Source organism: Cupriavidus sp. BIC8F, assembly GCF_032465815.1.
Taxonomy (GTDB): domain Bacteria; phylum Pseudomonadota; class Gammaproteobacteria; order Burkholderiales; family Burkholderiaceae; genus Cupriavidus; species Cupriavidus necator.
On the sequence record NZ_CP136094.1, the window covers coordinates 3,461,100 to 3,488,037 of the forward strand.

Consider the following 26,938-nt stretch of genomic DNA (forward strand, 5'->3'; position numbering starts at 1 on the left):
CTCGTGCCGCCCCGCCGGCAGCGCCGCGGCACGATTATCTCCATGAAAAAATGCCCGGACCAGCCGGGCATTTCCCATGTTGCACCAATGCCTCGTCAGGCGGCCGGCTTCTTGAGCTGCAGCGACTTGTACTCCAGGAATTCCTCCAGGCCGTACTTGCCCGCTTCGCGCCCGTTGCCGGACTGCTTGTAGCCGCCGAACGGCGCCTGCATGTTGAACGGACCGCCGTTGATATCGACCTGTCCCGTGCGAATACGGCGCGCCACGCGGATCGCGCGTGCCTCGTCACCGGACCAGACCCCGCCGCCCAGGCCATAGATGCTGTCATTGGCGATGCGCACCGCGTCTTCCTCGGTGTCATAGCAGATGATCGACAGCACCGGCCCGAAGATCTCTTCCTGCGCCACAGTGGCACGCGGCTCCACGTTGCCGAGCACGGTCGGCTTGACGTAGAAGCCCTTGTCCAGCCCTTCCGGGGTGTCCGGACCGCCAGCCACCAGTTCGGCACCCTCGTCCAGGCCCCGGCGGATATAGCCGGTCACACGGTCCTTCTGCACCGCGGAAATCAGCGGTCCCAGCTTGCTGGTTTCCTGCAGCGGATCGCCCACGGTAAAGCCCTCGACCACCTTCTGCGCGATCGCCTTCACTTCATCGTAACGGGCCCGCGGCACCAGCATGCGGGTGTGCGCCGAGCAGGTCTGGCCGGAATTCAGGAAGCAGGCATTGATGGTGCCCTTCACCGCCGACGGCAGGTCGGCGTCGTCCAGGATCACCGAAGCGGACTTGCCGCCCAGCTCCAGCGCCACGCGCTTGACGGTCTGCGAGCCCAGTTCCGACACGCGCTTGCCGGCACGGGTCGAACCCGTGAACGACACCATGTCGACTTCCGGGTGGCTGGCCAGCACCTCGCCCACCACCGGGCCATAGCCGGTCACCAGGTTGAACACGCCCGGCGGCAGGCCGGCGGCCTCGATCACCTCGGCCAGCACGAAGGCATTGAGCGGTGCCACCTCGGAGGGCTTGAGCACCACGGTGCAGCCAGCGGCCAGGGCCGGCGCCACTTTCAGCGTGATCTGGTTGAGCGGGTAGTTCCACGGAGTAATGGCACCCACCACGCCCACGGGCTCGCGCACCACCAGGGAGTTGCCGACCTCTTCCTCGAAGTGGAAACCGTCCAGCAGCTTGGCGGCCTGGCCCCAGTTGTAGACCGGCCCGCCCACCTGGATCGCGCGCGCCAGCTTGATCGGCATGCCGACTTCGCCGGCGATCAGCTGGGCCAGCTCTTCGCTGCGCGCCTTCAGGCCTTCAGCGATCTTGGTGATATAGCCGGCACGCACCGCCGGCGGCGTGGCCGACCAGTTGTCGAAGGCCGCGCGCGCCGCCTGGATGGCATCCTCGGCGTCGCGCGCCGAGCCTTCGGGGATGGTGCCCATCACCGCCTCGGTGGCGGAGTGGATGACGTCGATCTTGCCGTTGCCGTGGGGAGCGACCCACTTGCCGTTAATAAAGAGTTTGTCTCGTTGTTGCATGGCCACAGTTCTCGGTTTGGTGAATTGGCGATTGCAATTTTTTGTTACTTTTATGGTGCACGCACATTGTAGAGCGGATTCGGGACTATGTTTTTGCGCCGCGGAAAGCCGCGCATACCGCTCTGGACAAGAAGATGGCGATAATCGGCCGCACCACCTGACGGGGACTCTCGCCAAAGGGGGCCGGACATAACAAGGGGTGAGACATGGTCGATCCGATCTACCGCAAGACGGATGCGGGACAGGACGAGATCCGGACGCGTGCGCGCAAGCTTGACCACAAGCTGCGCGCGCTGCTGCTGATGGTCAACGGCGAGCGCCGCGGGCAGGAATTGCTGGCGCAGGTAGCCGGGATGGGGGTGGCCCCCGAGGCCATGGACACACTGGTGGCACAAGGCCTGGTCGAAGCCGTCCCGGAGCCGGCACAACCGCCCGCTGCAGTGACGCAGACGCGGGCACCGGCGCGTGTCACCCCTGCTGCCGACACCAACATGTTCTCCGTATATGCAATGCGGCACGCGCCCGCCACCGAGGTGCCGGAAGCGCCGCAACCGGCCGATACCGCGGTACATTCCCCCGCGGACATCGCGGCCTTCGAGAGCCTGTATCACTTCTATACCGACGTGATCGGGCAGCATCTCGGCCTGCGCGGCTACATGCTCCAGGTGAAGGTCGAAAAGGCCACCGACCTGCCCGCGCTGCTGGCGCTGCGCGAACCGCTGCATGCGGCGCTGCTCAAGGCCAAGGGCGACATCACCGCGCGTGCCATCACGAGCCAGCTCGACCAGATCGCCGATCGCATCGCCGCCGGCTGGCATTCCGGCGCAGCAATGTAAAAGGCCGCCCGGAGGCGGCCTTCCTGCATCATCAACGTCCCGACGCTCAGCCGTCGATACCCTGCGACTGCAGGTACTCGTCATACGTACCGAGGTAGTCCGTCAGCGTGCCATCCGTGCGCACTTCGATCACGCGCGTCGCCAGCCCGCTGATCAGCTCGCGGTCGTGCGAAACGAAGATCAGCGTGCCCGTGAACTTGTCCAGCGCGATCTGCAGGGATTCGATCGACTCCATGTCCATGTGGTTGGTCGGCTCGTCCATGGCCAGCACGTTGTGGCGGCCCAGCATCAGCTTGCCCCAGATCATGCGGCCCTTCTCGCCGCCGGACAGCACCTTGACCGACTTCCTGATGTCGTCGGCCGAGAACAGCAGGCGGCCCAGCGTGCCGCGCAGCGAGGTCTCGTCGTCGCCGGCCTGCGTCCACTGGCTCATCCAGTCCATCACGTCGCGGTTGTCCGGAAATTCCTCGTAGGTATCCTGCGGCATGTAGCCTACGTTGGCGTTCTCGGCCCACTTGACCGTGCCGCGGTCCACTTCCACGCCGCGCTGCACGCCGGTCTGCACCGCGCCGTTGAGCAGGCTGCGCAGCAGCGTGGTCTTGCCGGCGCCGTTTTCGCCGATGATCGCCACGCGCTCGCCGGCCTGGATCGCCAGCGACAGGCCGTCGACGATCTTGCGGTCGTAGGTCTTGGTGATGCTCTCCACTTCCACGGCCAGGTTGTGCAGCTTCTTCTCGAACTCGAAGCGGATGAACGGGTTCTGGCGCGACGACGGCTTGATGTCGTCGACCTTGATCTTCTCGATCTGCTTGGCGCGCGACGTGGCCTGGCGGGCCTTGGACTTGTTGGCCGAGAAGCGGCGCACGAAGTCCTGCAGCTCGCTGATGCGCTCCTTGGCGCGCGCGTTGGCGGATACCTGGCGCTCGCGGGCCTGCATCGAGGCTTCCAGGTAGTCGTCGTAGTTGCCCGGGTAGACCTTGAGCGTGCCGTAGTCCATGTCGGCCATGTGGGTGCAGACCGAGTTCAGGAAGTGGCGATCGTGGGAGATGATGATCATGGTGGAATTGCGCTCGTTGAGCACGGTCTCCAGCCAGCGGATCGTGTTGATGTCCAGGTTGTTGGTCGGTTCGTCCAGCAGCAGCACGTCCGGGTTCGAGAACAGTGCCTGCGCCAGCAGCACGCGCAGCTTCCAGCCCGGGGCCACGTCGCTCATGTTGCCCTGGTGCTGGGTGGTGGGGATGCCCACGCCCAGCAGCAGTTCGCCGGCGCGGGCCTCGGCGGTGTAGCCGTCGTATTCGGCGTACTTGGCCTCCAGCTCGGCGGCCTTCATGTAGTCTTCGTCGGTCGCTTCCGGGTTGGCGTAGATGGCGTCGCGCTCCTGCGCGGCGCCCCACATCTCGGTGTGGCCCATCATCACCACGTCCAGCACGCGCATGTCTTCATAGGCGAACTGGTCCTGGCGCAGCTTGCCCAGGCGCACGCCCGGCTCCAGCATGACGTTGCCCGACGACGGTTCCAGGTCACTGCCCAGGATCTTCATGAAGGTGGACTTGCCGCAACCGTTCGCGCCGATCAGGCCGTAGCGGTTGCCCTCGCCGAACTTGACCGAGATATTCTCGAACAACGGCTTGGGGCCGAACTGCATGGTGATGTTTGCGGTAGAAAGCACGTCTTGAACCTTGTCTGGAGATTGTGGCGCCGCGGCGCTGGCCGCGGCTTGCCGGTTTTGCACACGAGGCGCACCCCATGCCGCTTAGGGACGGGCCTTGCCGGAGATGCATCGCGCTGGCCCGGAGTACTCCGGCGGCCATGGCTGGCGATGCGGCACGGGCCGCGCCCGGTTCATGTGAGAACCCGGCAGGAAGTCAGGAAATAACCGCATATTCTATCATCCGGACGCATTCTTTGCGACCCGGATGCGCGGCATCGGACGATGCGGCCGGTCAGGCCAGTGCCGGCAGCACCGGATAGCCGGAAAACGCCATGCTGAAGCCATCCGCACGTGCGGCCAGCCGCACCTGCGCGCCGACCGGCAGCGTCAGCTTGCGCGCGCAGTGGCCGAACGGCAGCCCGGTCAGCACTGGCACCGGCAACTGTTCTCGCAGGTAGGCCACCACGGCGTCCATGTCGTAGCCGTTGTCGTAGTCGGTGACGCGGTAATTGGAGAAATCGCCCAGCACGATGGCACGTTGCGCGCCCAGCACGCCGGCCTGCTGCAACTGGATCAGCATGCGCTCCACCCGGTACGGCGGCTCGTTGATGTCTTCCAGGAACAGCACCCCGCCCCCCACCTGCGGCATGAAAGGCGTGCCCAGCAGGCTGCACAGCATGGCCAGGTTGCCGCCCCAGAGCGTGCCTTCCACGCTGCCGGAAAACGGTTGGCCGCCCGGCTGCGGCGCGGCCACGTCGACGCTGTACGCAGGGTTGCGCAAGATGCCTTCGAAATGCTCCCACATGAAGGGATCCACCACCTCGGCACCAAAATCCGCCAGCAGCATCGGCCCGGCAAAGGTGACGCCACCCGTCGCCGCCAGGTAGGCCAGCTGGAACGCGGTGAAGTCGCTGTGGCCGACGATGGGCGTGCCGCTGGCGCTGGCCTGCGCGGCGATGCGGGCAAAATCGACTTGCGCCAGCAGCCGCGCGATGCCATAGCCGCCGCGCACCGCCAGCGTCAGCTCGCGCGGCGCGCCAGTGCCGATGGCATGCAGATCGGCCAGCCGCTCCGCATCCGTGCCGCCAAAGCGCAGGTAGCGCCGCGCCAGCACGTCGGGGTTGGTCATGTGGTAGCCATGATGCTTGAGCCAGGCACACCCGCGCGCGGCGATGGCGACGTCGTGCGGATACCCGGACGAGGCGATCAGTCGGACTTCGGTATGCGGCGGCCTGCTGTTCGGCGTGCTCATGCTTCGGTGTCGTTGTTCTTGTCGGGATCGGTGACAGGCGCGGCGGCGTCCTGCTGTGCCGCCTTCTGCGCGGCTTTCTGGGCCCGGCGGCGCGCGCCGAAGAAATCCTTCAGCATCTGGCCGCAGGTGTCGGCCAGCACCCCGCCGGCAATGGTGGTCTGGTGGTTGAGCTGCGCCTGCTCGAACAGGTTGAGCACGCTGCCGGCGGCGCCGGTCTTGGGGTCGGTTGCACCGAACACCACGTGGCGCAGCCGCGCGTGCAGGATCGCGCCGCTGCACATGACGCACGGTTCCAGCGTCACGTACAGCTCGCACTCGGGCATGCGGTAGTTGCCGATCACCTGGGCGGCGGCGCGCAGCGCCTGCATCTCGGCATGGGCGGACGGGTCCACTGAGCGGATCGGCAGGTTGTGGCCGCGCGCGATGATGGTGTCGTTCCAGACCACCACCGCGCCCACCGGCACTTCGCCGGCGGCTTCGGCCAGGCGGGCTTCTTCCAGCGCGGCGCGCATGTAGCGCGCATCGCGCTCGGCAGCCTCGGCCGGGTCTTCAGGCAGGGCGCGCAGCGCGCGCATCGGCAGCGGTGGCGTCTCTGTCATCGTCCCCGCTCAGTCCTGCGCCGGCAGCACGGCGGGCGCGCTCACTTCCGCCCAGCAGTTGGGCGTTTCGAACAGCACCAGCCTGGTCAGCTGCAGGTGGTGGCCGAAGCAGTCCTTGAACACCGGCGCCAGGATGTCGAACGCGACCTGGGCCAGGTTCTCGACCGTCGGGATCGCGTCCAGCACCACGGTCTTGTGTCCTTCCATCGATTGCAGGAAGTTCAGCAGCGCGGTGTCGCCACGGTAGACCAGGAAGGCATGGTCCCACTTGTTGACCAGGTGCTCGTTGGCGAGCGCCTTGATGTCGCCGAAGTCCAGGATCATGCCGTCATCCGACGCGCCCTCGCGGTGCAGGACCTCGCCCGACAGGGTCAAGTCCAGCCGGTAGCGGTGGCCGTGGATATTGCGGCACTGGCCGCAGTGGTTCGGGATGCGGTGGCCGGAGTCGAACTCCAGCCGGCGGGTAATGGAAACTTGTTTGCTCATGTGTACCGGCGCCGGTGCCGGCCGCCTGCGTTGGAACGGACACTGCGCGCGCGTCCGAAGCCTGTATTGTGTACGTTTTGCCGCCCGTTGGGCGACCTGTCGATACCGTGGATGCCGCGCCGCTCAGCGGATGCCCAGCAGCTTGTGGGTCTGCAGCGACAGCCGCCAGCGCGGATGACGCTGGCAGAACGCCACCGCGGCGGCGGTATTTTCCCTCGCCAGCGGGCCATCCATGGCCTGCACCAGGAAATGGCGGAAATCAAGCTGCTCGTATGCGGCAAAGTCCTGGCCCTCTTGCGGGATCACGACTTTCAGCTCGTCACCACGCGTGACCACCAGTTCCGAGCCCATCTTGGGGCTGACGCAGACCCAGTCGATCCCCGGCGGCACGGCGATGGTGCCGTTGGTTTCGATCGCGATCTCGAAGCCCTGCGCATGCAGCGCGTCGATCAGCGGCGCGTCGAGCTGCAGCAACGGCTCGCCCCCCGTGCAGACCACCAGCGGCTGGCCGCCGGCGCCCTGTGGCCATTCCGACGCGACCACCGCGGCCAGCTCTTCGGCCGTGCGGTACTTGCCGCCGCGGGTGCCATCGGTGCCGACGAAATCCGTATCGCAGAACTGGCACACCGCGCTGGCGCGGTCGTCTTCACGGCCGCTCCACAGGTTGCAGCCGGCAAAGCGGCAGAACACCGCGGCGCGGCCGGCGTTGGCGCCTTCGCCCTGCAGCGTATAGAAGATTTCCTTGACGGCGTAAGTCATGCGTGGGGTCTCTCTGGGACCGTTTTTGGACCGTTAACGGGCATTCGGCCGCCCTTGGGCTGGCCGGGGTTTCAACAGGTATTGGGCAAAGGCCGGATAACAAGTATCACGGATCCGGGCTCGGGCTCCCGGATCGGCGCCGCATGGCTGGCAGCGCGGGCGGTGTGCACCGGGTATTCCGTGCAGGGCTCCGGGCACTGCCGGAGGAACCGCCTGTGGCCTGTCGCAGGCTGCGTCCGGCCGGTCCGGACGTATTGCAAGTATACCAGAGGGGTCAGGGTTTTCGCTTAGATGCTGGCGGGACGCGGCCCCGCCGCCGGTCAGGTGTGCGGCCAGGAAATCGAGGAAACAGGCAATCCGCGCCGACATGAAATCCGCCAGGCACACCAGCCCCCGGCCGGCCAGGGCCAGGTGGCGCAAGGTTTCGCCGCTGCATGCCGCCAGATGTGGCCGGATCGGCAACTCCAGGCCGTCGTCGGTACGCAAGGGCCAGCGGTTGAACCCCTCCGGCTGGGTAAAGCCCAGCAGCGCATGCCCGGCCAGGTCGGCCACGCTGCGCGGCCGCCCGTGCGCCCTTCAGGTAGGCGGGGCTGGCCACCACGCGCAGCCGCGCGATCAGGCAGGGTCAGCTTCATTCTTGAATTTTAGTCAAATATCTTCTGCAGATCACCGGGTTTTTCTGCAAAAGCATCCCAGGCACACTCCGCCCAGTTCCTGGCTCCTTTTGCCATTGTTGCCCTTACCGGAGGCTGCATCATGCCCATTGCCCTGTTCGCGCTGACCATCAGCGCCTTTGCCATCGGCACGACCGAGTTCGTGATCGTTGGCCTGATTCCCACCATTGCCGCCGACCTGCAAGTTTCCCTGCCATCGGCCGGGCTGCTGGTCAGCCTGTATGCGCTAGGCGTAGCCATCGGCGCCCCGGTGCTGACCGCGCTGACCGGCCGGCTGCCGCGCAAGCTGTTGCTGTTGTCGCTGATGGCACTGTTCACGCTCGGCAACCTGCTGGCGTGGAAGGCGCCCGGCTATGAATCGCTGGTGCTGGCGCGCGTGCTGACCGGTCTGGCGCACGGCGTGTTCTTCTCGATCGGCTCAACCATCGCCACCGGGTTGGTCTCGCGCGAGAAGGCCGCCAGTGCCATCGCCATCATGTTCACGGGCCTGACCGTGGCGCTGGTGACCGGCGTGCCGCTGGGTACCTTCATCGGCCAGCACTTCGGCTGGCGCGAGACCTTCCTGGCCGTCTCGGCGCTGGGCGCGGTGGCCTTTGTCGGCAGCTTGCTGTTCGTGCCGCGCACCATCGCGCATACGCCGCCGGCGTCGCTGCTGCAGCAGGCCCGCGTGCTGGCCGAGCCGCGGCTGCTGCTGGTCTACGCCAAGACCGCGATCGGCTATGGCGGCTCGTTCATCCCTTTCACCTTCCTCGCCCCGATTCTGCAGGACGTGTCTGGCTTTGACGCCGGCGCGGTCGGCCTGGTGATGCTGGTGTATGGTGTCTCGGTTGCCGGCGGCAACATCTGGGGCGGCCGCCTGGCCGACCGCCACGGCCCGATCCCGGCGCTGAAGCTGGTGTTCCTGCTGCTGGCCCTGGTGCTGTTCGTGCTGACCTTCACCGCGCCACATCGCTGGCTGGTGGTGGCGACCGTGCTGGCCTGGGGTGCCGTGGCCTTCGGCAACGTGCCCGGCTTGCAGGTCTACGTGGTCAAGCAGGCCGAACGCTTCACGCCTGACGCCGTGGATGTCGCATCCGGCCTGAATATCGCCGCCTTCAATCTCGGCATTGCCGGCGCGGCCTGGGCCGGCGGGCTGATCGTGACCCACCTGGGCCTGATGCAGACTCCGTGGATCGGCGCGCTGGTGGTGCTGGTGGCACTGGCCCTGACCGAGCTGAGCGGGCGCCTGGACCGCGCCGCGGGCTTCGATGCCCGCAGTGGCGGCGTTCCGGCCAGTGCCATGACGCACTGATCTGCCCCCTGCACCGACTCTTCCCGAACACCCCGAAAGCTGAGGAGAACCCCGCGCAGATTCCCGCCATCGGGAAGTCGGCCAGGCCATCGCCGGCAGCGGCGTGCCGCGCCAGGACCTCTTTGTCACCAAAATGACTTGACCACTACGGTGAGCAGCATGCCGCCGCTCACCGCCCCTCCCGCGCGCTACCCCTATACGGGCCGGCAACCAGCACGATCGGCACCGTGGTGGTCTGGCCGGTCGGCGCGAAGCCTTTGTTCACGTCGTAGTTCAGGTGCGGATAGATGGTCTGGCTGATCGCGTTCGGACCGACATTCGCCATCAGCAGCGTGCGGCCGTCCGCCGGCGATTTCGCCACCATTTCCGCAGCGATGTTGCCGTTGGCGCCAGGCCGGTTTGCCACCATGAAGTTGCCGCCGGTGACTTCCTTGAGCTTTTCGCTCAGCACACGTGCCGTGGTATCGGATGCGCCGCCGGGCGGATACGGCACAACGATGCGTACCGGCTTGTCCGGGTACGCTGCCGCGGTCATGCCGGACGCCAACGATGCGCGCCTGACCCGGGTTTGTGGTGGACTCCCCCCTGCTGGATCACTGGCTCGGCCGGTCGGATCACCCCTCCTCAGTGATGCATGCCGCCACCATGCGAGCCACCATGAGAGCCGCCATGCGAGCCACCTCCACCCCCACCGTGGAACCCCCTATGGAAACCGCCATGGAAGCCGGAATGAAAGCCGCCATGGAAACCACCACGAACGATCACGCCCGGCCTGCGGACGAACACATGGTGCATATGGTGGAAGTGATGGAAGCGGTCAACAAAGATCACGCTGGCACCAAAGCCCACGCCGACCGGCGCCCAGTACCAGGGATCATAGTAATAGGCCGGGGCCGCATAGGTGACCACCCCGCTCGCTCCGTCGACCAACTGCCACGTCCCGTCCGGCTGCAAGCAAGCCACCCCCGAGATCACCTGCAGCACGCCGTCAATCTCGGCCTGTCCAACCACTTGCTGGCAGGGCGCCGACACCAATTCCTCGGCCGGCGCGGCCACGCCAAAGCTGAGGCCTGCGCACACGGCCGCTGCGGCCGCCAAAACCTTGCCCATGATTGTCACCCTGACCTCAAAGTCCCGACGTATGTCCTCGCGGAGCGCATGGCACATCGGTTTGCCGCCGGCCCGCACTGCATGAAGTAAACGGATTAGCGGCACGTTTTATTCCACAGGCGGTGAGGTTGCGCCTCACTGCCATCCCTGCGGATTTCCGCCCACGCTGCTGCAGACGTCCATCGCGATCTCGCGCAGGCGCGGCTCGCTGCGCTGGCCCGAGAGCGCGTAACCGGCACCCGCACTGGCCCAATAGAACGTGCGCCGGTCCTCCTGGCGCAGCAAACGGAAGGAGGCGTGCTGCGGCGCAGCCTCGGTGATATACAGCGTGAGGCGCCCGCCCGCCTGGTTCTGATACATCAGCTGTGCCGCCGGACCGGCCGCGCCGGGCAAGAGCCGCCCACCCATCAGCGTGTAGCCGTATTCGTTCAGCGCTGGAATCGTCAGCGTGCGCGCCAGCCGGCGCGACAGCCACTCCACCAGGTGCGCCTGATCGGTGGCAGCCACTTCTACCGGGTGGCGCTGCTCCGGCGCGTAGACCGCGTAGGCAAGGTCGGCATGGCGGGAGAAAGCCCAGGGATCGGCCTCGCGCTCCGACAGCCACACGCCGCCGGTGCCTAGGATCATCCCCGCGCCGGCGCAGGCCAGCGCAGCCGACACGCGCCGCCACCACGCGCGGCGCGGCAGCACCAGTACATAGCGCATATCCGTCGGCAACGGAAACAGCGACCTGAGTGCGGCACCCTGACGCCTGTAATCCTCCACACGTGCGCAGGCCTGTACATCGTGCGCCAGCGCGGCCGCGACCTCGGCCTGCTCGTGCGGCGCAAGCTCGCCATCGACCAGCGCCGAGAGCCGCTCCAACTCCGGCCCTGTCGTCAGCGCGGTGGAACTTCGATCGTCAGTCATGGCCTCTGCCTCACGACTTTGAAAATCTCGGGCCAGCTTCCAGCATCGCTGCCGAGCAGCACGCGCAGGTGCTCGCGTGCCCGCGACAGCCGCGACATCACCGTCCCCACCGGCACCTGCAGGATGGCGGCGGCTTCCCGGTAGCTCAGTTGCTCCAGCGCCACCAGCAGCAGGACGTCGCGCTGCTCCAGCGGCAGGCGGTACAGCGCGCGCTGCAAATCAAGCAGTTGCAGCCCGCCGACCTCCCCGACCGGCGCTTCCAGCCTCTGCCACACAGGGTCATCGGCATCAAGCGCTAGCTCGCGGTGCTTGCGCAACTGATCGATATAGAGGTGACGCAGTATGGTCATCAACCAGGCGCGCGTATTGCTGTGGGCGCGCAGCATCGAGGTGCGCGCGAGCGCGCGCTCGAGCGTGTCCTGTACCAGATCGTCCGCCCATGCGGCATCACCCGTCAGCGCGCGCGCGTAACGGCGCAGCTGCGGCACGCAGGCGGCGAGGTCGTCGCGCAAGCTCACCGGGATGGACATTCCTCGGGCTGGCGGCCAGGACCAATTAGTAGCCGCCGCGATACATTGCGCCGCCAGAGCTCCGGCTACTGCCACTGCGAGATGAGGACGAACCGCCCGGTGGATCCGTGCCACTGTCGGTGGAGCACGCCGCCACCGCCATCATGGCAAGCAGCAGGCCAGAAATCAGATGGGGCACTTTCATTTCAGTCTCCAGGAGGCAGGCCGCGGCGCAGCATTCTCCACGTCGGGAACGCCGCGCCCGGGCAGCGCGATGTTGCTGCCGCCGGAACCCTGTCAACTGAGTAAACGCGCCGCGGCGGCGCTTTATTCCACTGTCATGGAGTATGTTTAAGCGGTGCCGCCCCAGAGTCGGCAGATTCCCGTCGCCGAAGCACCGGGCTGCCACGGGAAAGACCCACAAGCCCCGCGGCGTGGGAGGCTTCGCGCCCGGCATTTTTCCTATTGGCCCTGCTCGGCTTCTTACTTCAGCCCCAGATAGTCGCGCTTGCCGATCTGCACGCCCTTGTGGCGCAGGATGTCGTAGGCCGTGGTCACGTGGAAGTAGAAATTGGGCAGTGCAAAGCCCAGCAGGTAGGACTTGCCGTCGAACGTCATCGGCCCCTGGCGCAGCTTCAGCTCGATCGCGCGCTGCTCGCTGCCTTCCAGCTGCTCAGGCGAGATCTGCTCCAGGAACACGATGGTGCGGGCGATACGCTCCTGCAGTTCGGCAAAGGTGGTTTCGGTGTCGGCAAACGACGGCACCTCGATGCCTGCCAGCCGCGCGGCGCAGCCCTTGGCGGCGTCGCTGGCGCGCTGCACCTGTGCCGACAGCGCATCCATGTCGGCGATCAGCCGGGTCTGGATCAGGTCGGCCGGGTCCATGCCCTGCGCCTGGGCGTGGGCCGCGCCCTTGTCCAGGATCGCGGCCAGGTTGCCAAGCGCGCGGATGAACAAGGGAATCGAAACGTCGTACATCGAGAGTGCCATGGGAGTCTCCTGTGCAGGCCCTGGTTGGAAATTCTTGTTGTCGGGGGCCGTGTCGGGCCGCACCGCTGCCGCGAGCATAGACCGGATCGGCATTTGCTGCCGGACTACCCCTGCGCGCACGCGGCAGGCGGCTGGATGTCGCGCAGCACCTTGCCGACCGAGGCCAGGAAGCGGCGCCCCGCCAACGGCAGCGGCGCCAGGCTGGAATGGGTCGCCCGGATTTCCAGGCTGACTGCGGGCAACACCGGCCGCACCGCCAGCGCCGCGCGCATGGCCGGCGTCACGCTCCGCGCGCAGCTGCGCCAGCGCGCGCGGCACCAGCTGCTGCGCGAACGCGGCGCTGGGCACCACGCGCAGCGTGCCAGCCAAGGTACGGCCGCTGGCGGTCAGCAGCCTGAAACGCCTTGCGCTGCTGCCCGAGGTGCCGATGCTCGACGAGTCCGGGCTGAAGGGCTACGAGACCGTGGCCTGGGGCGGCGTGGTGGCACCGCGCGGCACGCCGGCGCCGGTGGTCGACAAGATCAACGCCGCGCTGCAAGCTGCGCTGCAGGCGCCGGACGTGCGCAAGGGCCTGGCGGCGCTGGGCGCCGAGCCGGCCGGCGGCTCGCCCGCGCAGTTCCGGAAGCTGATCGATGCCGAGACCGTCAAATGGCGTGCCCTGATTAAGTCGGCCCAAATCGAGCCGCTGGACTGAACCATGCCCGCCCGGCCAGGCATTGCCAGGGGCCCGGTGCGGGCCAAAGGCCAACAGGTGTGGGATAGCCGCGAATCCGGCGGGGCGCGGCCGGGCCAGGTGCCGCGGCCGGAGACCTGAGGGGCGGCGGGCAAGATGGTGCGCCCGCAGCGGGCAACCGGCGACCGGCAACCTGAATTAACATATCCGGTCATCGCCCCCGCTATCTTGCGGCCTTGTGGCCGCGCCCCACATGAACGCGCCGCACCCTCTTCGCACGGAATGCCCGCCCGGCGCCTGCATCTGCGGGCGCGAAGCCTTGCTGAGTGACCCCAACGCCGACTTGCGCGTGCTGCGGCTCACCCGCGCCGAGGAAAAGCGGCTGGTCGAACGGCTTGAGAGCCTGACCAGCCTGGCTGAATTGCAGCGCATGGAAAGCCTGATGCAGGCCCAGCTGGGCATCGTGCTGACCATCACCCCCAGCGCCCGCGGCGTGCGCACGGTGCGCGGCATCAGCATCCAGGTGCAGGAGCAGCCCGGCCTGTGCCGCAAGATCCGCCAGTCGATCCCCGCCGCCATCCGCCGCAGCATGGAAGAGCATCCCGAGATCGCCTATGCGATCGTGGATGCGCAGGACCTGCTGGGCGGCATCTGAACGGGACCGCGGAGCCGTTCAGGCATTGCTGTCCGCAAGGCGCATCGCGTGCTCGCGGATATCCACCGGCCATGCCTCGATCCGCTGGGCAAAGCCCGCCACATCGCCCGCGAACAAGGCCCGCGTGGCTTCCTCGAAGCCGGGCAGATCTCCCCCCATCGCCACCATGAAGTGGTAGGCCCGTTCGCTGGCGCGGCGGCCGCGGTCCTTGTCCGCGTTGTCCCGGCGCGCCTGCTCGACCAGCTTGCGCAGGGCCACGGATGCCCCGCCTGGCTGGGCGGCCAGCCATTCCCAATGGCGCGGCAGCAGCGTCACCTCGCGCGATACCACGCCAAGCTTCGGGCGCCCTCGGCCCCGCGGCTCGGCCACATCCGCTGCTTCGTCGTTGTCGCCGGCTGGCTGCCGCAGGGATTCGAGCTGCGCGGCACGCTCGGCAGTCCGCTCAAGTACGGCGGCCTCCGTCCCGCTCGTATCCAGGTCGATCGAGCGCCCGCTGCTGTCGTCGAAAACCAGCACGGGTCCGCCCGCGCCGGCTTCCAGCGCGCCCTTGAGCGCCAGCGCATTGACTTGCAGTGAACCCGTGGCGATACGCCGGTGGCCGTCGAAGGTGGTGTAGCTGTGAAGCGTTGCGTTGATCATGGGGATGCCCCTTGGAGACGATCCCTAAATATTACCCGGATAAAATAAGATGTCAATATCATCCGGGTATAAATAAAACCACCTCGCTGTCGGGTCACCAGGGTTCCAGCCTCCACCCATCCGACGTTGCCGCCAGGCGATGGGTCAGCCCAAGGCTGGCCATGAACACGTCGTCGTGGGACACCACCACCAGTGCGCCCTGATAGCCGCGCAGCATCGTCCCTACCGCCTGCACGGACGGCAGGTCCAGGTGGTTGCTGGGCTCATCGAACAACAGCAGCTGTGCCGGCGGATCGGCATACAAGGTACAAGCCAGCGCGGCCTTCAAGCGCTCGCCGCCGCTGAGCAGGCCGCTGGGTGCGGTGACCTTCTGCGCATCGAGATCCAGCAGCGCCAGCCGCGTGCGCAAGGCCGCCTCCCCGGCGGTGTGGTTGGCGGCCAGCATCTGTTCGATGGCTGAGCGCTGCGGCAGCAGGGCGGCCAGTTGCTGGTCGAGGTAGGCGCCATCGACATGCACCGCGCAGCGGCCAGCCAGCGGCTGCAACTGGCCGGCCAGCAGCTTGAGCAAGGTGGATTTGCCGCAACCGTTGGGGCCGACGACGCCCACGCGCTGCTGGCCAGTCAGCACCAGGCTGATGCGGCGCGTGGCGGCCGGCACGAACGGCAGATCGACCTCCTCCAGTTCAGCTACGCGGCGTTGCGCGGCCTGACTGACAGGCAAAGCGAGCAATACGATGGCGGCATCGTCCTCCACCTGTTGCGCGGCGTCGCGCACGCGCGCATCCAGCGCTTCGCGCGTGGCGGCTTGCTGCAGGCGCTGCCTGCCCGCCGATGCCTGGCTGCGCTCCTTCTGCCGGCCCAGCAGGATCCTGGCCTGGTTGGCATCGCGCGCCTGCCGATTGCCACGGGCCTGCCGCCGCTCCTGGCGTTCACGCTGCGCACGCAGCGACTGTTCTTCCCGCTTGCGTTCGAGCTTGCGCTGATCCAGCTGCTGCAAGGCGTTCTCTCGCTCCTGCGCCTTGCATTGCGCATAGAACGAATAGCCGCCGCCATAGCTGCGCAACCCGAGCGACGACAGTTCGACGATGCGCGCCATGCCCTCCAGCAACTGCCGGTCATGGCTGACCACCAGCAGGCCGCGCTGCCAGCGTTGCAGTTGCGCGATCAGCGCCAGCCGGTTCGGCCGGTCCAGATGATTGCTGGGTTCGTCGAGGATCAGGAAATCGGCATCCGACAGCAACGCGCCGATCAGTGCCACGCGCATGGCTTCGCCGCCGCTCAGGGTGCTCGCCGGGGTGTCCGCCTGCAGGTGGCCCAGGCCATTGCGTTCCAGCTCCTGCCGCAGCCGTTGCGGCATGTTCCAGTGCTCGCCGACGTCATCGAAGTCTTGTGCCGCGGTGCTGCCGGCCTCAAGGCGTTGCAGCGCATCCAGCACCGCTTGCACGCCAGCCAGCCCCGCCACCGACGTCTGCACGGCATGCGCAGCCTGCTGGGACAGGTAATGCACGCTGCCCGACCGCACGCAACGCCCCGCGGAGGGCTCAAGCTCCCCGCCCAGGATGCGTGCCAGCACGGACTTGCCGATACCGTTGCGCCCGACCAGGCCGGTGGGGCGACCGTCGAATTGTTCGGACAGTTCAGAGAAGAGCGTCCGGCCGTCGGGCAGGACGTAGGAAACGCTTTCCAGCGTCAGATTGGGATTTGACATGCAAGATTCCACGGATGCCAGGAACTCCCCCTGCTTGGGGGCGGTGGAGACTGGCCGTCATGCAGACGGCGGCATCAATGGCGCATGGTTTGAATCCTCCGCGGATGGGGTTTGAATCGGCGAGGCATGGGGACGCATGCCTGAGTACGTTGCCCCGCCCTATTCTCTGACTCGGCTAAAATTATAAGTTCACCGGATCGGTAGCCAGCAGGTGATTGGTGAACGCCGCCTTGGTCTCGCACCGCCACGTCGCCCACAGCTTGCAGCCGTTCGGGTTGTCCGTGCCCCGGTCCAGCTCGATGGCAAGCCAGTTCCTGGCCGGCATCACATACCGGTTGGATCCGGGAAAGAGCATCATTTCCGCAGACAGGTTGACATCCAGCGCCTGCTTCGACTGGGCAACGTTGTTCAGCACATGGAAGAACAGACGCTCCATGACCCCGACCAGCGAGGGATGCACCACGGCCGTACTGGTCAGCTGCTGTATCTGCGCCCAGTTGTCCTTCGGCCCCACGTCTTTCCTGTAGGCGACACCCCAGGCCGCGACATGGACATCACCGGAGATAATCGTCACGCGCAGCTGCTTCTGGCTGGCTGTCTTGAGCAACGTCTCTACCAGGCGCTTCCTCTCGCCCTCGTGATCGTCGTGGGTCCAGTGGTCCTTCAGGTCATCGGCACTGCTGTCGAGCACATGATCCTGGCCAAAGTTGTCCAGGAAGGCTTCTGCCAGCGACAGCTTGGGATGGACCACCGGCACGGAGGACAGCAGCAGCAGATGCTGGCAATTGATGCCGCCAGGGTTGGCGGCGTGGCCCGATTCGATCCCCGACAGCCACCGCTGCAGTGCGCCCCAGGTACCGGGTCCAAGCACCTGCTCCTGGGATCGTTCGGTCCTCAGGTCAGCAACGATCAGACTGACCGGGCCAGCCGAATGCGTGAACGTGAACCCCGGCTGCTCGTCCAGCAACGGCAGCGCAAGCTTGTCACCAGACAGCACCTGAGACCACTTGACCGGTTCGAACAATGGATCGTCAGACCGGACCCTGACGTCAGTGCGCGGCACCAGGTCGGGAAGCTGTTCGACGGCATGCTGCATCTGGAAGACCCAGAATGCCCGGCGCGCATGGAAGAACAGCCGCTGGAACAACGGACTGCGCTGCATCTCGGGGCTATAGGAACCCCAGCCGTCGAAGATGTCATGGTCATCCCACATCATCACCGTGGGGATCCGTGCCATGGCCTGGGCAGCGTCGAGCGGCTTGTCTGCACTACCCCACCCTGACCTGGCATGAGGCAGCCAGCGCTCACTGTAGAGCCTGAAATAGTAGTCCTCGATTTCTTTCTCGAGGTCAGCGTCCACCGGGTACTGCAGCTGCTCCTCTCGCGTCAACCCGATCCAGCGCTTCAGCAGCTTGATGTCTTCCCAGATCGAATCGAAGTAGATCTGGTCGCCGCCCATCAGCATCAGATGGAAGCGCTGATTGCCCTGGTCATGGGTACGCGCCTCGTGCCAGAGCTGCTCCTTGTCCAGCTCATAGCCTGCCGGACGGACTTCCTTGTCGTGGTTGCACAGCAAGTCCGCCCATACCGCATTCTCAGCCTTGACCAGCTTGCGCATGCCGCTCGGGTCGGAGAATCCGTTGCACGAAACATAGGCCATGCGCGGCGCGTAGCCCTTGCCGGGCACGGTAAAGTGCCACGCCTCTCCGACACCTTCGATGCTGTACGGTACCCGCCGTTCGTTCTTGCGCAGCTTGCAGGACAAGTCGTAGCGCAGATAGGTGCGGCCCGCATGCTGCAGCAGGGTCACCGGCTTGCCGGCCTTGCGGCCTTCCACGGTGACCTGAGGAACCCTGGCTTGATCTTCTATGCCAACGAGCGCCGTCACCTTCCATGAGCCATCCGTTCCGAGGCCACGAAACGACAGCACGGGTCCGAGCAGTAGCTTGCTCATTGTGATGGTCTCCCTTTGGTCACCCTTTATTGTTCGCTCGCGGGCTGCGCTGGCGCGATCGCTGCACAAAGCCTGGCGCCGGCAATGGGACGCCCGGCCATCCATGCCGGGGACATAAGGTGAACGAAGAGAGAATGCGCGTCAAGCGCCACCTGCTGATTGCGCCAGGCGCCAGCGCTTCAGGCCCGCCAACGTCTGTTCCAGCTCGCGACGATCCGCCTGCCGCGACGCGTCCGGTTACTTGGAGGAGTTTGGTCCGAATAGCAAACGGGAGGGTCCTAATCCGACCTCCAGTTCTTACCGCCACTTCTATCGCCAACCTGTTTTGCCAGCCGGCGATCTTCTCGGGCCATTGGAGCAGATTGGAGCGGTTCCCGCCTGATTTCGCGGCGCCTATACAGGCTCGCTGAGCCTGCCCGCCATCAGTGCCCCACTCGTCACAACCCGACGAAATCCGGCTGGATTAGTATCACCATGGTGATTTAATTGTCATACAAACAATGCATTAATACGGGAATTACCCGTATACGACACTGATATATAGATCATGATATTGACGCATCTCCGTCCATCAACCATATTTCGCTCCATCGGCGTGAGCGTCGTTGCCCGGCGGCGCCACGCTGGGACGTCATGAACGATTCCAAGGGCATAACTGGTGGAGGAGACACACAATGCAGCACATAGACGTGCATAAATTGGCCGATGAGGCCAGATTCAACAGATTTCATGCGCGGGTCCTGGCCTGGTGCCTGCTGGTGATCATTATTGATGGCTACGACATTGCCGTAGCGGGCGCCGCGCTGCCGTCGATCATGAAGGAAATGGGCGTCACTGCCTCGACGGCCGGCTTCATGGCCAGTTCAGCGCTGTTTGGCATGATGTTCGGCGCCATCTTCCTCGGTGCCCTGTCCGACAAGATCGGCCGTCGATGGACCATTTCGCTGTGCGTGTTCCTGTTCAGCGTGTTCACCGCGGCAGCGGGTCTCACCAGCGACCCGGTCACGTTCAGCGTGATGCGCTTTATCGCAGGCCTCGGGATCGGCGGCGTCATGCCGAACATCGTTGCGCAGATGACCGAGTATTCGCCGCGGCGGATCCGCAGCTTCATGACGACCGTGATGTTCTCCGGCTATGCGATCGGCGGCATCCTGGCCGCCGTGATCGGCAAGCAGTTCATCGCCGGGTTCGGCTGGCAGGTCGTCTTCTTTGCCGCGGGTGTGCCGGTGCTCCTGATCCCCTTCATCCTGAAGACGATGCCGGAGTCGCTGTCGTTCCTGGTGTCGCGCCAGAACGAGCGCGACCTGCGTCAAGTGGTGCGCCGCATCGATCCGCAACTGAGGCTCGATCCCGGCGTCACCTTCCAGCCACCGCGCCAGGACCGCGCCGCCGGCGCACCGGTGGCGCGCTTGTTCCAGGATGGCCGCGGGGTCAGTACGATCATGTTCTGGATCGCCTTCCTTACGGGCTTGTTCATGGTCTACGCGCTCAGCACGTGGCTGACCAAGCTGATGGCGATGTCGGGATACAGCCTTGGCTCCGCGCTGAGCTTTGTCATTGCGCTGAACCTCGGGGCGGTGGTCGGTGCGATCGGTGGCGGCTGGCTTGCTGACCGCTTCCACATCAAGTGGGTGCTGGTGAGCATGTACGCGCTCGGCGCATTCTTCCTGTACCTGATGACGTTCAAGGCCTCGACTGACGTGCTCTACCTGCTTATCGGTGCCGTCGGCGCTTGCACCACTGGCGCGCAGATCGTGGCCTATGCCTACAGCGGACAGTTCTATCCCATGTCGATCCGCTCCACGGGTGTGGGCATGGCTTCGGGTATCGGGCGGCTGGGTGCCATCGTGGCACCGGTGTTGATCGGCCTGATCGTCTCGCTCAAGCTGCCGTTGGAACAGAACTTCCTGGTGATCGGCGCGGCGGGCATCGTGGGTGCCCTGGCACTGGCCTGCATCAACCATCGGCTGTCCGCATCCGGGCAGCATGCCGATACGGCGATCAGCTTGAACCCGGCGCCGGCACCAGCGGCCGCGGACGCACGGATCTGAGCAGGGTGGCGCATCGCGAGGTGCGCCGCTCCGCCGAAAGAAATGCCAGGGGCAACGCGTCTTGCGTCAGGACCGCGAAAGCGAGCTTGAGGCCCGCACCGCTTCCGCATCGGAAGCGGCCCCCTGGCTGCCGCGTCGCCCTTGCGTGAGCGAGTGACGCGGGAAGAAGACAACTACACCGCCTTGACGCTTTACAGGCTCACGTCCTCCGGTTGCACGCCAGCGTAGCCTTCGACCACCACGACGTCTCCGGTCGATCCAGCCTTGCGCAGGCTGGCTGCGATCTGATACGCCGGTGACCGGTAGCATGCGAGTGCGGTTTCGTAGTCCTCGAACTCGATCACCACCAGGCGCGAGCGGAAACTGCCTTCCACCACGTCGGCATTGCCACCCCTGATCAGATACCGCCCCCCATACTTCCGATAGGCGATCCGATTGGCCTCGCTATACGCCGCGAACTTCTCCGGGTCGGTAATCTCTACCTGACCGATCCAATATCCCTTGGGCATCTGTTGCTCCTGGCTGTTTGCGGTTGGATGTTGCTGGTGTCTACGGAATCAATATGCTGGATCCGGTAGTTTTCCTGGCCTCGAGGGCGAGGTGAGCCTGTACGGCATCGGCGAGTGCATGGCGATTGCCGATGTTCGCCTTCACCGTTCCACTTTGCATCATGGAGAACAGGTCGGCAGCCATCTCGTCGAGGTCGCTTCGGCGGGCGGCATAGTGAAACAACTGCGGCCGCGTGAAAAAGAGCGAACCTCGCTTGGTGAACTCGAATGCCTCAATCGGCGGCAACGGCCCGGACGAGTTCCCGAAGCTGACGAAGGTGCCGAGCGGGGCCAGGCAATCGAGCGATCCGACATAGGTGTCCTTACCGATGGAGTCATAGACCACCGGCACCCCTTCCCCGCCGGTGATCTCACGCACTCGGCCGGTGAAGTCTTCGCGGGAATAGACGATGGGAAAGTCGCACCCGTTTGCGCGGGCCAGTTCCGCCTTCTCATCGGAGCTGACCGTGCCGATGACCCGCGCGCCCAGCGCCCTGGCCCACTGGCAGACCAGCAAACCCACCCCTCCTGCGGCGGCATGGATCAGGATCGTGTCGCCGGCCTTCACGCGATATGCCCTGCGCAGCAGGTATTGCGTCGTCAGGCCCTGCAGCGTCACCGCGGCAGCCTCTTCGAAATCCACGCTGTCCGGGATATGGATCAGTTCGCCCTCCGGAACCGCGCTTTCCTGCGCGTACGAGCCCGGCACGCTGCCCGCATAGGCCACCCGATCGCCAACGCGGAAGCTGGTCACGCCATCGCCGACGGCGGTGACCACGCCCGCTGCCTCCATGCCGATGCCGCCGGGAAGCGGCATCGGATACAAACCCGTGCGGAAATACACGTCGATGAAGTTGACCCCTACGGCGTGATGCCTGACCTGGACCTCGCCTGCGCGTGGCTCGCCAAGGTCCACGTCTACCCACTCCATGACTTCCGGCCCGCCGGTCTCGCGGATCCTGATCGCCTTTGTCTTGCTCATGCCGGCAGCCCCTCATATCCTTCGATCACGACGATGTCTCCCTGCGAATACGGCTCGCGCAGAGCCATCGCTGCCCGATACTCGGGCGACCGATAGCATGTCAGGGCCGTCTGGTAGTCCTTGAACTCGATCACCACCACGCGCGAGCGAAGCGATCCCTCCACGACCTCCTTCTCGCCGTTGCGGATGATGAAGCGCCCGCCGAATTTCTCGAACACGGCCTTGTTGGCCGCGATATAGCCTTTGTAGCCGTCGACATCGGTGACGTCGACCAATGCGATCCAGTAGCCTTTACGCATGGCTTCTCCTCACTGGACTGCCGCGACCGCATCAGCCGGCTGCAGCGCGCGGAGATGGCTCGCGACCAGCTCGCCGAGCCTGGCGATGCCCTCTTCGATCTTCTGCGGCGGCACCGTGACGAAGGCGAGCCGCAGCGTGTTGTTGCGTGGCGTGATGGCATAGAACGGCGCGCCGGGAACGAAGGCCACGTTCCTGGCCACCGCTTCTTCAAGCAAGGCCATGGTGTCGATGGCCGCCGGCAGTTCGACCCAGATGAACATGCCCCCTTCCGGCCTGCTCCACCGCACTCCCTCGGGCATGTGTCGCGACAGCGCATCCAGCATGGCTGCGCAGTGCTTGCCATAGAGATCGCAGACCGAGGCGATATGGCTGTCGAGCATGCCGGTCTTCAGAACTTCGTAAGCGACGCGCTGCGTGAAGCTGGGCGTGTGCAGGTCGGAAGCCTGCTTTGCCTGCACCAGCTTGGCGTGGATCGCCGGCGGCGCCAGCATGTAGCCAAGGCGCAGGCCCGGCGCCAGGACCTTGGAGAACGACCCCATGTAGATCACGCCTTCCGGGTTCAGCGAATGCAGCGACGGCAGCGGCGAGCGGCTGTAGCGCAGCTCGCCGTAGGGGTTGTCCTCGACCAGCAGCACACCAAGCTCCCCGGCTCGTGCCACCAGCTCCTTGCGGCGCTCGAGCGGCAGCCGGCGCCCCGTCGGATTCTGGAAATTCGGGATCGTGTACAGGAATCTGGCGCCGGTCGCGAGCGCTTCGGTCAGCGCCTCCGGCTGCAGGCCATGGTCGTCGGTCGGCACCTCGGTGTAGGCCGGTTCGGAAAGCGAGAACGCCTGCAATGCGCCAAGGTAGGTCGGCGCCTCCACCAGCACCTTGCTGCCCGGATCGATAAAGACCTTCGCCAGCAGGTCCAGTGCCTGCTGCGAGCCCGTGGTGATCAGCACATGGGCAACATCCACGCCGTGCTTCTCCGCCACCCACTGGCGCAGCGGCTGCAGCCCCTCGGTCGGCGCATACTGCAATGCCGCAGCGGGAGCGTCGGCAAACAAGCGCTCACATGCAGCCTGGAGAGCGTCCACGGGGAAGGTCTGCGCGGACGGGAGACCGCCGGCGAAGGAGATGATTTCCGGCTTCTCCGTAAGCTTCAGGACTTCGCGGATGACGGAGCTGGTCAGTGCCTGCGCCCGGCGCGAGAACTGGATGTCGTTGCTTTTCATGTCGTGGTTTTCCTTGTTTCCTTGGCCGCCTTGGTCAAGCAGCATTGATGCTGCTGAGTTGTTGCCTGCCGCTTTCACTGCCGGCACCGTCCATCAGCCCCGCCAGCGCCGCGGCACGCCGCGCGGCATGGGCCTCCATGGCCTGCGCCTTCACCGGGCCGAAGCCGCGAATCTCCATCGGCATTGCCGCAAATTCGACCGCCTGCTGGAGCGTCTGCGGCGTGAGCCGCGCGCAGACCTTACGGACATCGTGGAAGTACTCTGCGATGAGGCGTCGCTCCGCGCGTCGCTCGGCGGTGTAGCCGAAGACATCCAGCGGCGTTCCCCGCAGCCCTCGAAGACCGGAAATCGCCTTGAGCACAGGAAAGATCCACGGCCCGAACTTGCGCTTCTGCGGCCGCCCGGTCTTCGGATCGGTACGGGACAGCAGCGGCGGTGCCAGCCAGATCGATACCTTGTCCGCCTGCGAGAACTGGTTCTGCAACGATTCCCGGAAAGCCGGCGCGGTGTACAGGCGGGCCACCTCGTACTCGTCCTTGTAGGCCATCAGCTTGTAGGCGCTGCGGGCCACGGCCGTGGTCAATGCTTCGCTGCCCGGCTTCGCCTGGGTCTCGGCGGTCTTCACCAGGGCAATCAGGTCGAGATACTTCTTGGCATAGTCGTTGCCCTGGAATGCGATGAGCTGACGTCGATGCAGATCGATCAGCGCGTCCAGCGAGTCCGCTTCCGCGTTCGATGCAAGCGGCTGCTGCCCGATGGCATCCAGTGCATTCGGCCTGGCCGCGGCAATACGTCCCCAGTTGAAGGCCGACTTGTTCATCTCGACAGCCGCGCCATTGCGCTCGATCGCCTGTTCGATCGCTCCGCGGCTCAACGGCACCAGCCCCTGCTGCCACGCATAACCGAGCATCACGGTATGCGTCGGCAACGTATCGCCGAAGATGCGCTGCGCCAGCGCGCCGGCATCCATGGCATGGAACGATTCGCTGTGGCACCGGCTGCGGACCCGGTCATGCATCAGCCTGACCGGCAATGCGGCGTCCCGGTTGCGGATCACAACCGGCGTGGGCGTTTCCGCCAGGTTGAGGACGGCGGCGGTGCGGCCCGGCGCCAGCCGGGTCAGCGAGTCGACCGCCGCGGACACCACCAGGTCGGCGCCCAGCAACAGGTCGGCCTTGCCTTCGCCGATGCGCGACGCCGGGATCTGGAAATCGGCCATGGCGATACGCACCTGGCTGACCACGGCGCCGTTCTTCTGCGCCATGCCGGTGAAGTCGAGCACCGTAGCCGCCAGGTCGTCGAAGCTGGCCGCCGCGCCGAGCAAGGCGCCCATCGTCAGGACGCCGGAGCCGCCGATGCCGGTGATGTAGATATTGAACGGCTCGTCCGGCGCGGGGATCGCCGGTGCAGGCAGTTGCGCAACCAGCTCCGCCTCCGTGGCGGCGAGCCGCCGCCTGTCCGGCTTGCGCAGCGCGACACCTTCCACCTCGACGAAGCTGGGGCAGAAGCCTTTGACGCAGGAGAAGTCCTTGTTGCAGGCGCTCTGGTTGATGGTACGCTTGCGCCCGAACGGGGTCTCCAGCGGCTCGATGGAGATGCAGTTCGACTGCACCGAGCAATCGCCGCAACCCTCGCAGACCTGGTGATTGATAAACAGGCGCCGGTCCGGGTCCGGCATCTCCTTGCGCTTGCGGCGCCGACGCTTCTCGGCCGCGCAGGTCTGCTCGTAGACGATCGCCGTGACGCCGGCGATCTCCCTGAGCTGGCGCTGCACTGCATCGAGCTGGTCGCGATGGAAGACCTCTACCCCTGGTGCCAGCGCCTTGTTGCCCTGCCAGCGCGCGGGATCGTCGGTGACCAACGCAATCCGTCCCACACCCTCCGCGTGCAGTTGCCGCGTGATGCGGGCGGGATCGTTCACGCCTTCCGCGGGCTGCCCGCCGGTCATCGCGACCGCGTCGTTGTACAGGATCTTGTAGGTGATGTTGGTCTTCGCGGCGATGGCGGCACGGATGGCAAGCAGGCCTGAATGCTGGTAGGTGCCGTCGCCGAGGTTCTGGAACACGTGCGCCGTTTTGGAGAACGGTGCCGCGCCAACCCACTGCGCGCCCTCGCCCCCCATGTGGCTCATCACCTTCGTCTTCAGTTCCGGCTGGGAGATCGCCATCACGTGGCAGCCGATCCCGCCGCTGCTGATCGAGCCGTCCGGCGTGCGCGTCGAGGTGTTGTGCGGGCAACCCGAGCAGAAGTATGGCCGGCGGATGGGGATGACGGCGGCGGAAGGCTTCTTCGCAGCGGCGTCAAGGACGGCAAGGCGATCCTGCATCCAGGGCGCGTCGATGCCGTTGGCCAGCACCCGCCGCACCAGCACGCCGGCAACCAGGTGGGCACTCAGCTCCGATATCTCCGGAAGCAGCGCCGCACCATCTTCGTCGGTCTTGCCCGTTACGACGGGGCGTTCCGACGCGGGCCGGTGGAACAGCGCCTGCTTGAGCTGGGCCTCGACGTTGGCGCGCTTCTCTTCCACCACGAGCACTTCCCGGTGCCCCGCCGCGAAGGCGCACGCGCCCTCGGTTTCCAGCGGCCAGCTCATCGCCACCTTGTAGACGGAGACGCCCATGGCGCGCAGGTCGGCATCGGCCAGGCCAAGGTCGCGGCACGCCTGCATCAGGTCCTGGTGTGCCTTGCCGACGGTGATGATCCCAAGCCGCCTGGCGGGCGCTTTGACCACGACCCCGTCGAGCCGGTTCGCCCTTGCCCATGCGCGCGCGGCGGGAAGGCGTTCTTCAATGAGGCGGCGCTCAAGTTCCGCACGCTGGCCCGGCCATGCCACGCTCGGATCCCAGTTAAGTCCGTGCGCGGGCACGGTGAAATCGGCAGGTTCGACGAAGGCCGGCCAGGCACCCAGGTCGACGGTGGCAGCGGTTTCAACCACCTCCGCGATCGTCTTCAGCGATACCCACAGCCCGGAGAAGCGCGACATCGCGATGCCGGCGAGCCCGAGTTCGATGACCTCCCGCACATTGCCCGGCTGCAGCACGGGAATCGATGCCGAATGAAAGATGCCGTCGGTCTGGTGCGGAAACGTGGACGACTGCGCGGCGTGGTCATCGCCGGAAACGGCGAGCACGCCGCCCAGTTTCGAGGTGCCAAGCATGTTGGCGCAGCGGAAGACGTCGCCCGTGCGGTCTACGCCGGGTCCCTTCCCGTACCAGATGCCAAAGACGCCGTCGGCCTTGGTTTCGCCGAAGGCCCGGTGCATCTGCGCCCCCCACAGCGCGGTGGCGGCAAGGTCCTCATTGAGGCCCGGCTGGAACACCACATCATGGGCAGCGAGTTGCTTCGATGCCTTCCACAGTTGCTGGTCGTACGCGCCGAGCGGCGACCCGCGGTAGCCCGATACCAGGCCGGCGGTGCTGAGGCCGCGCGCACGGTCGAGCTCGCGCTGTATCATCGGCAGGCGAACAAGTGCCTGTATGCCAGTCAGGAATGTTCGTTGCTCGGCTGCTGCCGAACCCGATGCGCTGGGCAACGTCGCTTGATTAACCACGCGTGTCTCCGGGGGGATTTCATCTTGAAAATGGATGAGTTAGTTTAGGTTTCGGTCCGGAGCGATCTG

24 protein-coding genes and 2 pseudogenes are annotated in these 26,938 nt (G+C 65.9%); 5 read left to right on the forward strand and 21 right to left on the reverse strand.

Features of this window, described 5'->3' with window-relative positions; genetic code table 11:
• Positions 1–95: 95 nt before the first annotated feature.
• Entirely contained in the window at positions 96–1,529 is a 1,434-nt protein-coding gene (locus RS901_RS15990; protein WP_316149764.1) for an aldehyde dehydrogenase family protein, read from the reverse strand.
• A gap of 206 nt (positions 1,530–1,735) precedes the next feature.
• Between RS901_RS15990 and RS901_RS15995 the strand changes: the two genes are divergently transcribed.
• The gene (locus RS901_RS15995; RefSeq protein ID WP_316149765.1) at positions 1,736–2,365 is read left to right on the forward strand and encodes a hypothetical protein; all 630 of its coding nucleotides are present in this window, start codon (positions 1,736–1,738) and stop codon (positions 2,363–2,365) included.
• 46 nt (positions 2,366–2,411) lie between these two features.
• Here the strand turns inward: RS901_RS15995 and RS901_RS16000 are convergent, their stop codons facing one another.
• From RS901_RS16000 to RS901_RS16025, 6 genes and pseudogenes are all read right to left on the reverse strand, one after another.
• The gene (locus RS901_RS16000) at positions 2,412–4,034 is read right to left on the reverse strand and encodes an ABC-F family ATPase (protein WP_316149767.1); all 1,623 of its coding nucleotides are present in this window, start codon (positions 4,032–4,034) and stop codon (positions 2,412–2,414) included.
• A 274-nt stretch (positions 4,035–4,308) separates the two neighbouring features.
• Positions 4,309–5,268, reverse strand: a complete 960-nt coding sequence (gene ldcA, locus RS901_RS16005) for a muramoyltetrapeptide carboxypeptidase (RefSeq protein WP_316149768.1) — start codon at positions 5,266–5,268, stop codon at positions 4,309–4,311.
• Positions 5,265–5,867: a tRNA adenosine(34) deaminase TadA gene (gene tadA, locus RS901_RS16010; RefSeq protein ID WP_316149769.1), complete on the reverse strand. Its 603-nt coding sequence runs from the start codon at positions 5,865–5,867 to the stop codon at positions 5,265–5,267. Before tadA ends, ldcA begins: the two co-directional genes overlap by 4 nt.
• Before the next feature lie 9 nt (positions 5,868–5,876).
• Entirely contained in the window at positions 5,877–6,353 is a 477-nt protein-coding gene (locus tag RS901_RS16015) for a 6-carboxytetrahydropterin synthase (RefSeq protein ID WP_316149770.1), read from the reverse strand.
• Positions 6,354–6,476: 123 nt separating this feature from the next.
• A complete protein-coding gene (gene queE, locus RS901_RS16020; RefSeq protein WP_035816887.1) occupies positions 6,477–7,112 on the reverse strand; it encodes a 7-carboxy-7-deazaguanine synthase in 636 nt (211 codons plus the stop codon).
• A gap of 366 nt (positions 7,113–7,478) precedes the next feature.
• Positions 7,479–7,722 (reverse strand): annotated as a pseudogene (locus tag RS901_RS16025) (LysR substrate-binding domain-containing protein); the annotation flags it as partial.
• 146 nt (positions 7,723–7,868) lie between these two features.
• Here RS901_RS16025 and RS901_RS16030 point away from each other — a divergent pair.
• Positions 7,869–9,077, forward strand: a complete 1,209-nt coding sequence (locus RS901_RS16030; RefSeq protein WP_316149771.1) for an MFS transporter — start codon at positions 7,869–7,871, stop codon at positions 9,075–9,077.
• A 169-nt stretch (positions 9,078–9,246) separates the two neighbouring features.
• On the opposite strand, the gene RS901_RS16035 is transcribed toward RS901_RS16030, so the two are convergent.
• The 6 genes from RS901_RS16035 to RS901_RS16060 all read right to left on the reverse strand — a co-directional run bounded on the left by RS901_RS16035 (position 9,247) and on the right by RS901_RS16060 (position 12,879).
• A complete protein-coding gene (locus RS901_RS16035) occupies positions 9,247–9,612 on the reverse strand; it encodes a Bug family tripartite tricarboxylate transporter substrate binding protein (protein ID WP_316149772.1) in 366 nt (121 codons plus the stop codon).
• Positions 9,613–9,701: 89 nt separating this feature from the next.
• The gene (locus tag RS901_RS16040; RefSeq protein WP_316153537.1) at positions 9,702–10,187 is read right to left on the reverse strand and encodes a hypothetical protein; all 486 of its coding nucleotides are present in this window, start codon (positions 10,185–10,187) and stop codon (positions 9,702–9,704) included.
• 135 nt (positions 10,188–10,322) lie between these two features.
• A complete protein-coding gene (locus RS901_RS16045) occupies positions 10,323–11,096 on the reverse strand; it encodes an anti-sigma factor (protein WP_316149773.1) in 774 nt (257 codons plus the stop codon).
• Positions 11,093–11,614 (reverse strand): sigma-70 family RNA polymerase sigma factor, encoded by a 522-nt coding sequence (locus RS901_RS16050; RefSeq protein ID WP_316149774.1) that lies wholly within the window; start codon positions 11,612–11,614, stop codon positions 11,093–11,095. Before RS901_RS16050 ends, RS901_RS16045 begins: the two co-directional genes overlap by 4 nt.
• 474 nt (positions 11,615–12,088) lie before the next feature.
• The gene (locus RS901_RS16055) at positions 12,089–12,595 is read right to left on the reverse strand and encodes a DUF1993 domain-containing protein (RefSeq protein ID WP_316149775.1); all 507 of its coding nucleotides are present in this window, start codon (positions 12,593–12,595) and stop codon (positions 12,089–12,091) included.
• A gap of 104 nt (positions 12,596–12,699) precedes the next feature.
• Entirely contained in the window at positions 12,700–12,879 is a 180-nt protein-coding gene (locus RS901_RS16060; RefSeq protein WP_316149776.1) for a hypothetical protein, read from the reverse strand.
• 80 nt (positions 12,880–12,959) lie between these two features.
• Here RS901_RS16060 and RS901_RS16065 point away from each other — a divergent pair.
• Together RS901_RS16065 and RS901_RS16070 are read left to right on the forward strand one after the other, a co-directional pair.
• A pseudogene (locus tag RS901_RS16065) lies at positions 12,960–13,289 on the forward strand (tripartite tricarboxylate transporter substrate-binding protein); the annotation flags it as partial.
• A 232-nt stretch (positions 13,290–13,521) separates the two neighbouring features.
• Positions 13,522–13,923 carry a hypothetical protein gene (locus RS901_RS16070; RefSeq protein WP_316149778.1) on the forward strand — a complete coding sequence of 134 codons (402 nt, stop codon included), beginning with the start codon at positions 13,522–13,524 and terminating at the stop codon, positions 13,921–13,923.
• A gap of 18 nt (positions 13,924–13,941) precedes the next feature.
• Here the strand turns inward: RS901_RS16070 and RS901_RS16075 are convergent, their stop codons facing one another.
• From RS901_RS16075 to RS901_RS16085, 3 genes are all read right to left on the reverse strand, one after another.
• Complete coding sequence (locus RS901_RS16075) at positions 13,942–14,562, reverse strand: DUF2239 family protein (RefSeq protein ID WP_316149779.1); 621 nt, start codon at positions 14,560–14,562, stop codon at positions 13,942–13,944.
• A gap of 94 nt (positions 14,563–14,656) precedes the next feature.
• Positions 14,657–16,270, reverse strand: coding sequence for an ABC-F family ATP-binding cassette domain-containing protein (locus RS901_RS16080; RefSeq protein WP_316149780.1), 1,614 nt, complete (start codon positions 16,268–16,270; stop codon positions 14,657–14,659).
• Between the two features lie 181 nt (positions 16,271–16,451).
• Positions 16,452–18,224, reverse strand: coding sequence for an alkaline phosphatase family protein (locus tag RS901_RS16085; RefSeq protein ID WP_316153539.1), 1,773 nt, complete (start codon positions 18,222–18,224; stop codon positions 16,452–16,454).
• A 674-nt stretch (positions 18,225–18,898) separates the two neighbouring features.
• On the opposite strand from RS901_RS16085, the gene RS901_RS16090 reads away from it, so the two are divergent.
• Positions 18,899–20,275, forward strand: a complete 1,377-nt coding sequence (locus tag RS901_RS16090) for an MFS transporter (RefSeq protein ID WP_316149781.1) — start codon at positions 18,899–18,901, stop codon at positions 20,273–20,275.
• A 191-nt stretch (positions 20,276–20,466) separates the two neighbouring features.
• Here RS901_RS16090 and RS901_RS16095 read toward each other — a convergent pair whose 3' ends face one another.
• From RS901_RS16095 to RS901_RS16115, 5 genes are read right to left on the reverse strand one after another with little or no spacing between them, the layout of a single operon-like run.
• Entirely contained in the window at positions 20,467–20,784 is a 318-nt protein-coding gene (locus RS901_RS16095; protein ID WP_316149782.1) for a DUF1330 domain-containing protein, read from the reverse strand.
• A 40-nt stretch (positions 20,785–20,824) separates the two neighbouring features.
• Complete coding sequence (locus tag RS901_RS16100) at positions 20,825–21,805, reverse strand: quinone oxidoreductase (protein ID WP_316149783.1); 981 nt, start codon at positions 21,803–21,805, stop codon at positions 20,825–20,827.
• On the reverse strand, positions 21,802–22,104 hold the full coding sequence (locus RS901_RS16105; RefSeq protein ID WP_316149784.1) for a DUF1330 domain-containing protein: 303 nt from the start codon (positions 22,102–22,104) through the stop codon (positions 21,802–21,804). Before RS901_RS16105 ends, RS901_RS16100 begins: the two co-directional genes overlap by 4 nt.
• 9 nt (positions 22,105–22,113) lie before the next feature.
• Positions 22,114–23,319: a PLP-dependent aminotransferase family protein gene (locus tag RS901_RS16110; protein ID WP_316149786.1), complete on the reverse strand. Its 1,206-nt coding sequence runs from the start codon at positions 23,317–23,319 to the stop codon at positions 22,114–22,116.
• Positions 23,320–23,353: 34 nt separating this feature from the next.
• Complete coding sequence (locus RS901_RS16115) at positions 23,354–26,869, reverse strand: indolepyruvate ferredoxin oxidoreductase family protein (protein ID WP_316149787.1); 3,516 nt, start codon at positions 26,867–26,869, stop codon at positions 23,354–23,356.
• Positions 26,870–26,938 lie beyond the last annotated feature (69 nt).